The following is a 12,517-nucleotide window of genomic DNA, read 5'->3' as shown; positions in this document are numbered from 1 at the left end:
GCCTTGTTACCTCTGTCCCTGATGTTGAAATGACATATTGAGCACCGACGCCCACCGGCCAACAGCATGTTCAATCTGCCCGAAAATCTGTTCGAAACGGGCATCGCTTTCCTGCCAGGGATCGGCGATCTCCATATGATCTAACCAGTGGCCCAGCAGTAACGTCTTACCGCGAACCTCCGGGGCAAGACTGGCGACATAGCTGATATGGCCCTTTTCCATGACCAGGATCAGATCGCTCTGGTGGCACATCTGGTGAGTTAACTGGCGGGCCCGATGCCCATAGAGAGAGACTCCGTACCGTTCAGCCAGACGTATAGCCCGTAGGTCCGCCCGGTGTCCGCGCGGAGCATGGATCCCTGCGGATGTCACATGCCCCTCTAACTGAGCGGCCAGTAGCCCGGCCGCAGCAGGAGAACGACAGATATTACCGGTGCACACCACCAGGATATGGCGCAGGTTTATTTCCCCCATGTTCTGGCCCAGTGCGTGGTTTCCGTCAGGCTGTTGATGCCCACCACCGTGGGCAGCAACTGACTAATCACCCGATTCCAGCGGGAGATCGGCGCCGTAGTCACATAGACCACATCGTAAGGTTCAAGGAAGAAGTTCGCGCCCAGCACCAGCGCCGTGGCGTCGGATAGATCGAGCTGATAAATATCGGCCAGTTTCTGTCCCACAGCGCCGGCGGTCTGCGGCACATCAGATTTACTATCGCGCTGATGGCGGGGACGAATAACAAAGATGCCAGAGGCGTCACCTTCCGTCAGCGATATCCCTTCGGCGCGTCCCAGTGCTTCCGTCAAGGTCATCCCGCTACGATCCATCACCAGCGTGGTCTGCTTGTTGACCTCGCCCATCACAAACACTTTCAGATCGTCATTACGCGGCACATACAGAATATCGCCCGCTCTCAGAAGTCGGTTCTGGGTAAGATCGCCCTTCTGCATCAGCGCCTGCAAAGAAAGGCGTTGCGCCTGACCATCCCGGGTCAATATTACATTGCGCCAGTCCGCCGTTGCCGTCAGCCCCCCCGCCTGGTTAATGGCATCAAGCAAAGTCAGCGGCACGTTGGTCACTGGCTGCTTGCCGGAAGTGACCACTTCGCCAGTGACATACACCTTCTGGGAGCGGAACGCGGCCACGCTAACGTCCACCTGGGGAGACTCGATATAGCGCGCCAGACGCTGCATGATTTCTTCCCGAACTGCGCTGATGGTCTTACCCGCCACCCTGACTTTGCCAATATAGGGATAAAAAATCGTGCCATCTGCATTGACCCAGTTCCCGCTATCGCTGGCACTACGGTAGGTTCCCGCCGGTGTTGTCAGCTCGGGATGGTCCCAGACCGTCACGGTCAAAACATCGCCGATGCCGATAAAATATTCATAGCGGCTAATCTCTTCATCCAGTTGGGGAGACTGGCGGGCAATCATCTCCGGTGGACGCAGCAAGGCGATCACCGATGGCGTTAAGGGGTAAAGAGCCACCATGGAATTAATATCAAAACCAGCATCTTCAACGGCAACCGACGCTTTACCGCGACCTGAAAGGTGAGGGGAAGATGAAAAAACGCAACCACTTAATAATATAACAGCGACCATTACGCTAAGATTTTTCATTTACATGCCATTCCCTGACAAATATTTAATTCAGATTTTTCATTCTTTGATGTTCATATTAATGAATTTTCCTAATTCCATAACGGAAAATTCCTGGCAATCAAAATGATTACACCGCAGATAAAAATACCTTTACTTATCAAATAAATAACAAACACATGGAGATGTAAACCCACCATAAATAAAGAAAAAGAGAATTAAAACCTAAATTAAAAACAGGTTACCAGCGGCCAGCATAATACCGCTGACATCAATTTAAAATCACATACTCACTCTGTCAACTATTAACATTAAGCCATTAATTTATCATGCAATGAATTCTTTTAGCGATATAATTGAATTTATCGCTGGCGATACCTGGAAAAAGATGATGGCGCAGTTCCCATACAGCGACGAAACATTGCTGAAAAAGCCGCAGTGCTTTCATATCCCAGATCCAGCGCAATGGCAGTCACAGAACGCCCCACCGCGATGGCAGACAGCGCATAGAGCAGGCAGGCGCGCTGTCGCCACTGGCTAAAGGCCATACCGGTCTGCTGACGGAAAAAACGCGAAAAGCTGCGAGGGCTTTTATTGCATGCTTCAGCCCAGCTTTCCGGCTGGCTGCGAATAGAAGGCGCCCTCATAAATTCGCTACACCGTCGAGCCAGAGCGATATCCCGCGGTAGCGGCACGAAGAACGGCAACACCGGAGCCGCATTCAGTTCGCACAGCAGCAGCCGGATAAGAGCGTCATCCCGACCATGAACGGAATACAGAAGCTCCAGATCGACCGATTCCAGCAGCAACTGATGCAGTAATGGCGATACCGCCAGCACTTCGCAACGCGGGCTCAGGCGAGGAGCGCTGTCCGGTTCGATATAGAGACTACGGGTGCTGACTCCCGCCATCAATACCTGATGCGGTTTGCCCGCCGGGATCCACACGCCACAGCGGGTCGGCACCACCCAGGCGCCGTCGTCGGTGCTGACTTCCATCACCCCGCTAATGCCATACAGAAACTGCGCCCGTCGGTGGCTGTGCCGCGCCAGCAGCGTTCCCGGCGGATAGTCGGTGCCAATCGCCACCACCGCTCTGGGGGTGTTATCCACCTCATTCAACGGAACGTTATACATTCTGCGCCCTCCCACCGTGGCCGAAATAAACAAATCAATGACCATTACGCGTAAGTCGGCCAGTGCCGTCCAGTATAGGCTGTTCCGGGTTCCCGTGTCACAGGAGAGAAACCATGATTACCTTACTGCTGCTCTGCGGTGCCCTGAGCGGCGTCACGACGGTTTTGTTCGGCTTCGGCGGCGGCTTTTTTACCGTACCGCTGATCTACACGCTGGTGATCGCACAATATGGCGCGGCTTCACCCACCGGTCTGGCGGCGATGCAGATAGCCGTCGCCACCTCCACCTGTGTGATGATATTCAGCGCCGGGCTCAGTACGCTGCACCACCATCGGGCTGGCTCTCTCGACTGGCGCAGCGTCCGGCCGCTGGTCGTGGGCATTATCCCCGGCGCGGCCCTTGGCGCCGCCTGCGCCATAGGGTTGAATGGCGATCTGGTGCGCTACGCCTTTATCGCCTATCTGCTGATCACCATCGCCGACTGTCTGCTGCGCCCGGGGTTTCTGCGCCGTGCTCCTGCTCCGTCGCAGCAGGTATCCGGCGGCGCTACGGCGGGCATAGGGGGGATTATCGGGCTGATAGCCGCACTGTTGGGAGTCGGCGGTAGCGTGATGACAGTCCCGCTGATGCGCCGTCGCGGCGCCAGCATGACCGGCGCCACCGCCATGGCGAATCCGCTGTCGCTGCCCATGGCGGTCATTGGCACCCTGGTCTGGCTGGCAATGGCACGCCACCTGCCCGGCACCGGCGGCCCGGGGTTTATTGGCGCCATCAACCTGCGAGCCGCACTTCTGCTGGCCGCTGGCGCATGGGTGGGCATTAGCCTGACATCACGCTTTATCGGCCGTCTGCCCGACGCCGTGCATGCCCGTATCTATCCGCTGCTGCTGGCGCTGGTCACGGCGGTTATGGTTGTAGCGGGATAACCGGCGCCAGTTGATGATAGTCGCGGTTAAACCAGACCAGTCCACCGCGCTTTTCTCCATGGCGAATCGCCAGCACTTCACCGTAAAACACCGTATGGCTCCCCACGTCGTGGCTGGTCACGATACGGCAGTCGAAATTCACCAGCGCACCGTCCAACGCTGGCGCACCGGTCGCCAGTTCGCTCCAGCCGTGGGAAAGAAAGCGCTGCGGCATGGTTATTTCCCGGTTGGCGAAACGCCCGGAAAGCGCGGCCTGATCGGCGCCCAGCACGTTAACGCACAGCACGCCGTTATCCACAAACTGCCCGTGGGTCCAGGCGTTGCGATTAATACAGACCAGCAGGGGCGGCGGAGCATCGGTGACGCTACAGACGGCGGAGGCCGTCATCCCCACTCTCCCTGATGCGCCAGCGCTGGTAATAATGGCAACGGCGCCGCCCAGCATCGCCATTCCATCCCGAAAGGCCTCTTTGTCGATTGCGTTATTCATTTCGTCACCCTATGCCTGAATAATCAGTTCCCGACCGGTACGCGCCTCTACCCGGCAGTAGCGCCACAGCCGGTGCGTGCCGTCGCCCACGGGCGTGGTGCGAAACAGATTGCAGGCGGCGTGTACCCTTTCCAGATCCGGCACGTCCGCCAGCAGATAGGTGGTCCAGGGCCAGCCGTTCGATGCGCCGACCATCGCCTGATCGTCGTCCATATTGCCCAGCACCCGCACGCCCGGCAGCGCTTCAATACCGCGCCACATTTCACCAAATGCCGCCCATACCGCTTTCGCTTCCGCTGCGGACGCATCGAAAAAGTTCTGATTAATGGCGATGCAGAACAGCACCCGTAAAGGTTTTTTATCACTCATCGGTGGTTTTCCCCGTATTCAGATTACAGATAACCCGGTAGCGGCGTCTGGCCGCACAGCAGCGCTCCCGCGCTCTGCCAGGTGTGTTCGCCCATAAAGGCATGTTGCGTAATGGCCTGGGCGTCGTTTACACAGCGCGCCAGCGGGCTGTTGCGCATAATGCCGCCCATACCGGAAAGGAGCTGGATTCGGCGGCAAACATCGGCGGCAACTCTCACTGCATGAGTAGAGGAAAGACGCAGCATATTGCCCTGAGCGAGCGACACTTCATCGCCGCTCAGTAGCGTGCTCCAGGCTTCGTCAATAGCGTCATAGAAAAAGGCGCGGGCAGCGCGTAGCTGCGCTTCCGCCCGGGCAATTTCCATCAGCGCCGCGGGACGCTGGCCGAGCGGCGGTGCACCGGTGACCGATCGCGACTGCTCCGCCTGGGCGCGAATATCATCCAGAACCCGCCTGGCAACCCCCAGCCCCACCACCGACAGTACCTGAGTGGCAAAGGCCAGCGAGGGATAGCGGAAGATTGGCTCATCGAGATTCGCGGCACTGCCGCGTACAAAAGTCCACTCCTCTGGCACCACCACATCGTCCACCACCAGATCGTGACTACCGGTGCCAGTCAGCCCAACGCTGTCCCAGGTCTCTTCAATCCGCGCCCGTTCGCGCGCCATTACCGCCATCCGCGGCAGGCCGCGGCTGTCGCCTTCCACCGGCGTTATCCCCACGCCAACAATATCCGCCCCCAGACAGCCGCTGGAAAACTTCCAGCGACCGCTCACCCGCATGCCTCCTTCCACCACTGGCGCAGGCTGAGGCGGGAAAATGCCACCCGCAAAAATCAGATCCGGCCCGGAACGGTAAAGCGTTCTGAGCGTCTCCAGCGGTAGCGCCGCCAGATAGACAATGCCCATGCCAAAACTGGCCACCCAGCCTGCGGAGCCATCGGCCTGGGATATCTGTTCGATACGCCGACAAAATTCGGCGGCGCTGCACTCATCGCCCCCCAGGCGGCGCGGCACCAGAGCGCGGTAGATTCCCATCTGGCGAAATCCTTCTACGATTTCCTGCGGGATATGACGTAACCTGTCGAACTCGCCTTCCCCGGAACGGCGGCGAATATCCGCCAGCAGGGATTCAGGGGATATCTGCGATAACAGTGGTTTCATAGCCGTTTCCTCGTGAAATAATCAGCCTCAGGCCACGGCCACGCGGCGTGCGCCACCTCGCCCCAGCGTCCATAGCGCCACCAGCGCACAGAGCGACCAGGCCACCAACATCAGGGATACCGGCCAGGCGGAATCGAAAACCATAAGTAGCGCCACCGCCAGCATCGGCCCAATACCGCCCGCCAGGATCGAGCCAATTTCATGGCCCAGCGACAGTCCGGTGTAGCGCACCCGTGCCGGAAACAGTTCCGCCATCATCGGCGGCTGTGAACCCGTCATCGCGCCATGACACACCGGCAGCCCCAGCATCATCGCCAGCAGCACATTGCCGAAGCTGGCGCTTTCGATAAGCCAGAAGAAAGGGAAGGCCACCAGGAGCACCCCCAGAACGCCTGTCAGATAAACTCGCCGGAAACCGATGCGATCGGCCAGCGCCCCCCAGAACAGAATCGAGAAGAATTCCACAATCATCGCCAGGGTGATGCAGGCAATGATATGTTCGGTCGAAATCCCCACGTGCTTGCAGTAGACAATGGAAAAGGTGAAAAACAGATAGACGGCTCCGTTTTCCGGCAGCCGCAGCGCAATGGCCTGCAACAGCTCCCGCCAGTGTTCCCGGCACACCTGGCTCAAGGGTGTCTGCTGCTCCTGATGCTGTGGCATCCTGTCGCGCTCTTCCAGGAAAGCGCTGCTCTCTTCGATATTCTTACGGATGTACATCGCCACCAGAAACAGCACCGCGCTGGCCAGAAACGGCAGACGCCATCCCCAGTCCATAAAGACCGCTTCCGGGAGTTTTTGGGCCAGCCAGTAGGCCAGTGAAGAGAGTACGAAGCCGCCAGCAACCCCCATCTGGCTCCAGGCGGTATAGAAACCTTTACGCGCCGGGTCCGCGTTTTCACTCAGCATCAGCACCCCGCCGCCCCACTCGCCGCCAGACGCCATCCCCTGTAAAAAACGCAGCGAGATCAAGGCCACCGGCGCCAGTATCCCGATGCTCTGATACCCCGGCAGCAATCCGATAATAAAGGTACTGCCCCCCATTAATGCCAGGGTAATCACCAGCGCCCGTTTACGACCATACCGGTCCCCCATATGGCCAAAGATAACGCCGCCCAACGGTCGGGCCAGAAAGCCCACCGCAAAGCCGGAAAACGCCAGCATTGCACCTTCCAGGCCGCTCCCCTGACCGGGAAAAAACAGATCGCCAAACACCAGCGCCGCCGCCGTGCCGTAAAGGAAAAAGTCATACCATTCCAGCGAGTTACCCAACAGTGAACTGATCACCAGCCTGCGCATCTGACCGGGGCCAGCATTAGCGCCCGGCGGTAAATTTTGCGTCTTCATATCGTTCTGCCCCTTTATTCGTGACGCGGGCGCCTGCCCGCAAAAATTGGAAAACAGCAACTGAAATGGCGCGCTCCTCGCACCCGAGCGTCTATTCCACTTCGAAGACTTCGATAACTAACCTGGCGCTGCGGGCCCGCGAGCAGCAGAGAATGACCTGGTCGTTGTCCGCCTTTTCTTCTTCCGTCAGATACTGGTCGCGATGGTCCGGCGTTCCTTCCAGCACGTTAGCCAGACAGGTGCCGCAAATACCCTGTTCGCAAGAGACCTTGACCCGCACGCCAGCCTGCGCCAGCGCCTGTACGATGCTCTGGGATTCCCCCACCTGAACGGTGACATCCAGCGCCGGTATCGATACCTCAAACGCCTCGCCGCCGCAGGGGGCCGCAGGAGTAAAGCTTTCCTGGTGGAGGCAATCCGCCGCCAGCCCCGCGCGTTCAGCAGCATCGGTCAGCGCCTGCATCAGCCCTTCCGGGCCGCAGGCGTAGAGATGGCTGTCATCGGGCGCACCGTCGAATAACGCCTTTGGATCGAGCCGACTGCCCTCATCGCTGATATGCAACACCACCCGTCCAGCCCAGGGCACCGCCGCCAGCTCCGCCAGAAACGCCATGCTCTGGCGACTGCGGCCGCAGTAGTGCAGCGCAAACGGACGATCGGCCAGGTGCAACGCGTGAGCCATCGCCAGTAGCGGCGTAATACCGATCCCGCCCCCCACCAGCAGCGCGTTTTCACCTTCTTCTACCAGCGGGAACAGATTACGCGGCGCGCTCACCTGAACCTTATCGCCGGGTTTCAGTGCACAGGCCGCCGTCGATCCGCCGCGCGATACCGGCGAATGCAGGATCCCCAACCGGTAATACTGACGATCCTGCGGATCGCCGCACAGCGAATACTGGCGCACCAGCCCGTCAGTCAGATGCAGATCGAGGTGCGCTCCGGCGCTAAAGGAAGGCAGTTCAACGCCGGTCATTGAAGCCAGGGTCAGTAGCACAACACCGTCCCCCTGTTCTTCCCGTGCCGTTACCCGTACTGTGATGAGATCCGTCATAAATCCTCCGTTAGCGCATATAGATGCCGCCGTTGATGTCCCAGGTCGCGCCCGTCACAAAGCTGGCGTCGCGCGACGCCAGCAGCGCCACCGCCCTGGCGACAAACCCCGGCTCTCCCAACTGCCCCACCGGAATCATCGCCAGCAGATCCGTCATCCGTTCTGGCGGCACCGCCGCATGGACCGACGGCAGATCCATCGGGCCTGGCGCAATGGCGTTGACCGTGACACCTGCACCGCCCAGCGCTCGGGCGAACACCCGGGTCAGCGTCAGAATGCCCCCTTTGGAGGCGGCGTAGTGCGCCCCGGAGGCGGTCCCGCCGTTCTGGCCCGCCAGCGAAGCCAGATTGATGATTCGCCCGTAGCCCTGCTCGCTGAAGTAGCGACCGGCTGTCTGGCAGCCGACAAAGGTGCCGCGCAGATTGGTGGTCATCACCTGATCGAACTCATCGACTGAAATCTCCATCACAGGCGTCGTCAGGGTCAGGGCGGCGTTATTGACCAGCCCGTGCAGCGCACCGAAATGACGATGAGCCTGGTCGATGGCCTGCTGAAAGCGTTCGGGATCGCGGATATCCAGCGCCAGCGCCAGCGCGTTATCCCGATGCCCACCCGCCGCTTCCAGCGCCGCCTGAGCCTGTTCGCCGTTCAGGTCGGCGAATACCACCCGGAATCCCTGGGTCAGTAGATGTCCGGCAATCGTCTGCCCCAGCCCCGCGGCCGCGCCGGTTACCAGTACCGCATCACTCATGGTTGCCTCCACGCCTTACAGGATGTAGCCAATGCTGCTGAGGTAGCCGTCGCTGTTCAGCATCCGCACAACTTTGCTTTCGATCAGAAATCCCGTCGCCTGCGGCAACAGTCGATAGTGGAGATCGGCCACGTAGTGTTGGGACTTTCCCTTGCGGTACTCCCAGAGCGACTGAGCGCAGCGCACTTCCAGCCGCGATGGGGTATCCACCAGAATTCGATGGCGCGCCAGCATTCGGATGGTGCGCGCCCTGGGCGTGGTGGAGATCGACTCGCCGCTGTAGAGACGCTGTACCCGCCTGCGACGCATAGCGTCATCATCAAAGGCGAAGTTCAGGGTGTTTTCGAAATCATCGGTGTGGGGGTCGATCGGCACGATGTAGCGCCCATCGGGATGCCAGAGCGTCAGCCAGTTATCGAACTCGCCCTGATCCAGCATGTCGGCTTCCAGATTCAGGAAGTTCACCACCTCGTTAATACGCTGCGAGCTCATACGCCCTGTCCTCCTTCGGTCATGTAAGTTTTCCACTGTTGATAGGCGGCACGCATGCCGGTTTCGGCGCTGACATCGCTGCGCGGGCCATCGGCGCCAGGGCGTTCGCCGGGCAGGCCGCGGTTGAGCATGATCCACAGATCCTCACCGGCTCCACCGCCGCGCTGCACCCGTTCCCAGGCTTCGGCATCATCCGGAGTGCCAAAACCCATGGGTCCCTGGAAGTGTTCATGCAGCCGCAGTCGGGCCTGGTTGGCGATGGTCGGTCCCCCTTTCATCTCGATAGCCACATGGTGGATTTCGGTCTCCTGTACCGAGATGGGCTGGAGTATCCGAAAGAAGGCCATCGAACAGGCCGCATTAGGAAACAGATTGAGGTTAAAGCCGCTACCGCCCACGGCGCGAACAATACGCCGCACCTGCATCTCTTCATGACCTTCGTCGCGTAACGCCTGAGCCAGCTCCAGGAAGCGTTCCGGAATATCGGCCTCCAGGTTCTCTTCCAGATCCACCAGATCCGGAATCATCACCATCACGCTGTGACCATTGCCGAGATCTTCGACATAGCCGCTACCGTCTACAAAATTGAGCATCTCTTCGGTTTGTTTATCCACCGAGCTCAGGAACGACTTATGAACGATGGGGAAGTGATAGCCGTCGGTGGTGTTTTCCAGTTGGATCTTCCAGTTCCCGGGAAAGCGGAAACGGTGCGCTTCCGTGGCCTGAATGGGATAACCCGCCCCCTGCTTCATAAACAGATCGATCCACTTCTTCGCCGGTCCCAGGAATTCGCTTAACGGCACAATATCCTCCTGAAAAGTCGCGAAGATCATGCCGCCATAGCTTTCGGTGCGCAGTCGCACCATACCCAGTTCAGCTTTATCCAGTGTGTCACCGTAGCTTTCGGGATGCGGCACGCCGCGCAGGCTGCCGTCCAGCCCGTAGCCCCAACCGTGATAGGGGCAGACAAAGTTGTTGGTCTTGCCGTGACGGTGTTCGCAGACCGTCGCGGCGCGGTGACGGCAGCGGTTAAGCAGCACGTTGATATTGCGCTTGCGATCGCGCACCACAATCACCGGTTGAGTTCCCACGAATGAAGACTTAAAACTGCCGGGATCCGGAACTTCGCTTTCATGGGCCACCCACACCCAGGTACGGGAAAAGATGCGTTGCATCTCCAGTTCAAACAGCGTCGGAGAGGTATAAAGCGAGGTATGCACCCGATCGGGTCGCACCAGCCCGGCGATCGCTTCGTGACTCAGGCCGGGTTCAATATTCTTTACGGGTATCGTTTCCATCGTTTTCTCCTGACAGGGACGGCGGCGGACAGTGCGGTACGGGAAATGCCCGTTCGGCATGCCAGTAATCCACCGGTCGGCTAAACAGATTGCGGGTCGTGAAGTGGCAGATACGCCACTCATCGTCCGCGCAACGGCGAAAGTGAATCAGTAATTCGGCGCAGTTCAGGTGCGATGCGCCGCTATGAAAGGTGGAGGTTTGCAGCATCTTCCAGCGCCCAATGGCTCCCCGGCCACTCTGGTCAACCAGGATCTGCTCTGAACAGAGGAAGTGAACATTGGTGGTGAAGTGCGCAGGCTGGCGTACGTATCCGCCCATCATGGCGGCGATAGCCTCCCGCCCCTGGTGGCGCCCCAGCCGTTCGGCGTAGGGTTCCCCCACGCCTTCCCAGAGCGCGTCTTCGCTGAACAGTGCGGCGATACAGGCTACGGTCTGCGGGCTGTCCAGCGCATCGCACAGGTGCATATATTCACTGATGGTCCGGCGTACGGCCTGCTCCGCTTCAAGGCGTGCCAGCCTGTCCAGAAGCTGCTGTGGAACTATTTCGGGCATAGGATCCCCCTTCAGGCTTATTGCCCGAATCAATCGATTAACGAAAAGCGGTGATTAGCGGTGGTGGAACCACCGCCCGGCTGCGCGTACCAGCGCCGCTTCCTGACCTTTAGCCGCAACAATTTGCAGCGCTACCGGGCGCCCGTCGATCTCGCCCGCCGGAATAGTCAGCGCCGGATGGCCGCTCAGGTTGAACGGTCGCAACAGCCGGGTTAGCGTCACTGCGGCCAGCGGATCCCGGGCTTCTTCAAGAGTCGGCGGTAGCGCAGGCAGAGCAGGCAATAGCAGCAAGCCATGACGTTCCAGTAGCGTATCGACCTCGCGGCTAAAATCCGCACGCACCGCTTCAGCCTGTGCCAGCATTTGCGGCGTTATTTCCGCACCCCGGGCAATGCGCTGACGCACATCCGGCAACAGCGCCGGGTGATCGCACAGTCCGGAAAACGCCTGCCAGTTTTCATGGCCGATCAGATACAGTCCGGCTTCGTGTGCCGCCTCCAGTCCCGGTAGCACCGCCGTTTCCACGTCGTCTCCCAGCCGTTTAAGCAGCAGAGAATCGATCTCCGGTAGCGCCAGGCCGCTAAGAAAAGCTGGGGTCAACGCCGGATTTTGCGGCGCGGCATCATCCAGTCCCAGACGAGCCAGCACTTCGCCAGACGTGGCAAGATCGCGGGTAAAGAAACCGACGCAATCGAGCGAACTGGCGGCGGGCAGTACGCCTGCGCGGGAGACACGGCCAAAGCCCGGCTTCAGCCCCACCACGCCGCAGCAGGCCGCAGGCATACGCACAGAGCCGCCGGTATCGGTGCCAATAGCGAAGTCGACGCTGCCGCTGGCGACCACAGTGGCGGAGCCGCTGGAGGAGCCCCCTGGAATCAGGTGGGGATAGAGGGAATTGACAGGCGTTCCCGCGCCGGGGTTAATGCCGGTAACGCCAAAGGCCAGCTCATGCAGCGTGGTCTTGCCGGTTAGCCGACAACCGGCTGCCAGCAGTTGGGCAATAACCCGGGCGTGACGAGCTGCGGGCGGCGCATTTTCCAGCGCCAGGCTGCCTGCCCGGGTAGGGTAGCCAGCGACGTCCAGCGTATCCTTCACCGCAAAGGTGAGGCTGCCGTCGCCGATAGCGCAGGTAGCGATGTAGCCCTGTGGTGTACAGGGTATGCGATTGAGTTTGCTCATATTGTCTGTCCTGTTTGTGCGGTCATAGCCGTCACTTTTTAGTCAGATTCATTTTTGAGCATATTAATTGAAAATTCAAGTGATTTGTATCATATAAATTCAATATGCCGCGCAAGTCACAATTGCACGATAACAGCCAACAATAACCATATAAATCAATG

The 12,517-nt window shown here is 59.3% G+C and carries 14 protein-coding genes; 1 reads left to right on the top strand and 13 read right to left on the bottom strand.

Features of this window, described 5'->3' with window-relative positions:
• Positions 1-6: 6 nt before the first annotated feature.
• The 3 genes from SCU88_RS05225 to SCU88_RS05215 form a co-directional block, all read right to left on the bottom strand.
• Positions 7-474, bottom strand: coding sequence for a low molecular weight phosphotyrosine protein phosphatase (locus SCU88_RS05225; protein WP_175339360.1), 468 nt, complete (start codon positions 472-474; stop codon positions 7-9).
• On the bottom strand, positions 462-1,622 hold the full coding sequence (locus SCU88_RS05220) for a polysaccharide export protein (RefSeq protein WP_175339359.1): 1,161 nt from the start codon (positions 1,620-1,622) through the stop codon (positions 462-464). Before SCU88_RS05220 ends, SCU88_RS05225 begins: the two co-directional genes overlap by 13 nt.
• Positions 1,623-1,963: 341 nt before the next feature.
• Positions 1,964-2,737, bottom strand: a complete 774-nt coding sequence (locus tag SCU88_RS05215; protein ID WP_175339358.1) for a helix-turn-helix domain-containing protein — start codon at positions 2,735-2,737, stop codon at positions 1,964-1,966.
• A 113-nt stretch (positions 2,738-2,850) separates the two neighbouring features.
• On the opposite strand from SCU88_RS05215, the gene SCU88_RS05210 reads away from it, so the two are divergent.
• Complete coding sequence (locus SCU88_RS05210; protein ID WP_175339357.1) at positions 2,851-3,663, top strand: TSUP family transporter; 813 nt, start codon at positions 2,851-2,853, stop codon at positions 3,661-3,663.
• Here SCU88_RS05210 and SCU88_RS05205 read toward each other — a convergent pair.
• From SCU88_RS05205 to SCU88_RS05160, 10 genes are all read right to left on the bottom strand, one after another.
• Positions 3,644-4,153: a flavin reductase gene (locus SCU88_RS05205; protein WP_175339356.1), complete on the bottom strand. Its 510-nt coding sequence runs from the start codon at positions 4,151-4,153 to the stop codon at positions 3,644-3,646. The two genes, SCU88_RS05210 and SCU88_RS05205, sit on opposite strands and share 20 nt — an antisense overlap.
• Positions 4,154-4,162: 9 nt before the next feature.
• Positions 4,163-4,522, bottom strand: coding sequence for an IacB protein (locus tag SCU88_RS05200; RefSeq protein WP_175339355.1), 360 nt, complete (start codon positions 4,520-4,522; stop codon positions 4,163-4,165).
• A gap of 23 nt (positions 4,523-4,545) precedes the next feature.
• On the bottom strand, positions 4,546-5,685 hold the full coding sequence (locus SCU88_RS05195; RefSeq protein ID WP_138095961.1) for an acyl-CoA dehydrogenase family protein: 1,140 nt from the start codon (positions 5,683-5,685) through the stop codon (positions 4,546-4,548).
• 27 nt (positions 5,686-5,712) lie between these two features.
• Positions 5,713-7,032 carry an MFS transporter gene (locus SCU88_RS05190; RefSeq protein ID WP_241666590.1) on the bottom strand — a complete coding sequence of 440 codons (1,320 nt, stop codon included), beginning with the start codon at positions 7,030-7,032 and terminating at the stop codon, positions 5,713-5,715.
• A gap of 91 nt (positions 7,033-7,123) precedes the next feature.
• Complete coding sequence (locus SCU88_RS05185) at positions 7,124-8,083, bottom strand: 2Fe-2S iron-sulfur cluster-binding protein (protein ID WP_175339354.1); 960 nt, start codon at positions 8,081-8,083, stop codon at positions 7,124-7,126.
• A gap of 10 nt (positions 8,084-8,093) precedes the next feature.
• Complete coding sequence (locus tag SCU88_RS05180; protein WP_138095959.1) at positions 8,094-8,834, bottom strand: SDR family NAD(P)-dependent oxidoreductase; 741 nt, start codon at positions 8,832-8,834, stop codon at positions 8,094-8,096.
• Positions 8,835-8,849: 15 nt separating this feature from the next.
• Positions 8,850-9,326, bottom strand: a complete 477-nt coding sequence (locus tag SCU88_RS05175) for an aromatic-ring-hydroxylating dioxygenase subunit beta (protein ID WP_175339353.1) — start codon at positions 9,324-9,326, stop codon at positions 8,850-8,852.
• Positions 9,323-10,624 carry a Rieske 2Fe-2S domain-containing protein gene (locus SCU88_RS05170; RefSeq protein ID WP_175339352.1) on the bottom strand — a complete coding sequence of 434 codons (1,302 nt, stop codon included), beginning with the start codon at positions 10,622-10,624 and terminating at the stop codon, positions 9,323-9,325. Before SCU88_RS05170 ends, SCU88_RS05175 begins: the two co-directional genes overlap by 4 nt.
• Positions 10,596-11,177 carry a nuclear transport factor 2 family protein gene (locus SCU88_RS05165; protein WP_175339351.1) on the bottom strand — a complete coding sequence of 194 codons (582 nt, stop codon included), beginning with the start codon at positions 11,175-11,177 and terminating at the stop codon, positions 10,596-10,598. The genes SCU88_RS05170 and SCU88_RS05165 overlap by 29 nt, the downstream gene beginning before the upstream one ends.
• A gap of 54 nt (positions 11,178-11,231) precedes the next feature.
• Positions 11,232-12,356, bottom strand: coding sequence for an amidase (locus tag SCU88_RS05160; RefSeq protein WP_138095955.1), 1,125 nt, complete (start codon positions 12,354-12,356; stop codon positions 11,232-11,234).
• Between the last annotated feature and the right edge of the window lie 161 nt (positions 12,357-12,517).

Source organism: Jejuibacter sp. L23 (genome assembly GCF_050815825.1).
In the GTDB taxonomy this organism is placed as follows: Bacteria; Pseudomonadota; Gammaproteobacteria; order Enterobacterales; family Enterobacteriaceae; genus Jejubacter; species Jejubacter calystegiae.
This window is presented reverse-complemented; position numbering and strand designations above follow the sequence as displayed.

Coding starts and splice junctions, on each gene's coding strand:
- SCU88_RS05225 (WP_175339360.1), bottom strand. CDS start 474: ATGGGGGAAATAAACCTGCGCCATATCCTGGTGGTGTGCACCGGTAAT.
- SCU88_RS05220 (WP_175339359.1), bottom strand. CDS start 1,622: ATGAAAAATCTTAGCGTAATGGTCGCTGTTATATTATTAAGTGGTTGC.
- SCU88_RS05215 (WP_175339358.1), bottom strand. CDS start 2,737: ATGTATAACGTTCCGTTGAATGAGGTGGATAACACCCCCAGAGCGGTG.
- SCU88_RS05210 (WP_175339357.1), top strand. CDS start 2,851: ATGATTACCTTACTGCTGCTCTGCGGTGCCCTGAGCGGCGTCACGACG.
- SCU88_RS05205 (WP_175339356.1), bottom strand. CDS start 4,153: ATGAATAACGCAATCGACAAAGAGGCCTTTCGGGATGGAATGGCGATG.
- SCU88_RS05200 (WP_175339355.1), bottom strand. CDS start 4,522: ATGAGTGATAAAAAACCTTTACGGGTGCTGTTCTGCATCGCCATTAAT.
- SCU88_RS05195 (WP_138095961.1), bottom strand. CDS start 5,685: ATGAAACCACTGTTATCGCAGATATCCCCTGAATCCCTGCTGGCGGAT.
- SCU88_RS05190 (WP_241666590.1), bottom strand. CDS start 7,032: ATGAAGACGCAAAATTTACCGCCGGGCGCTAATGCTGGCCCCGGTCAG.
- SCU88_RS05185 (WP_175339354.1), bottom strand. CDS start 8,083: ATGACGGATCTCATCACAGTACGGGTAACGGCACGGGAAGAACAGGGG.
- SCU88_RS05180 (WP_138095959.1), bottom strand. CDS start 8,834: ATGAGTGATGCGGTACTGGTAACCGGCGCGGCCGCGGGGCTGGGGCAG.
- SCU88_RS05175 (WP_175339353.1), bottom strand. CDS start 9,326: ATGAGCTCGCAGCGTATTAACGAGGTGGTGAACTTCCTGAATCTGGAA.
- SCU88_RS05170 (WP_175339352.1), bottom strand. CDS start 10,624: ATGGAAACGATACCCGTAAAGAATATTGAACCCGGCCTGAGTCACGAA.
- SCU88_RS05165 (WP_175339351.1), bottom strand. CDS start 11,177: ATGCCCGAAATAGTTCCACAGCAGCTTCTGGACAGGCTGGCACGCCTT.
- SCU88_RS05160 (WP_138095955.1), bottom strand. CDS start 12,356: ATGAGCAAACTCAATCGCATACCCTGTACACCACAGGGCTACATCGCT.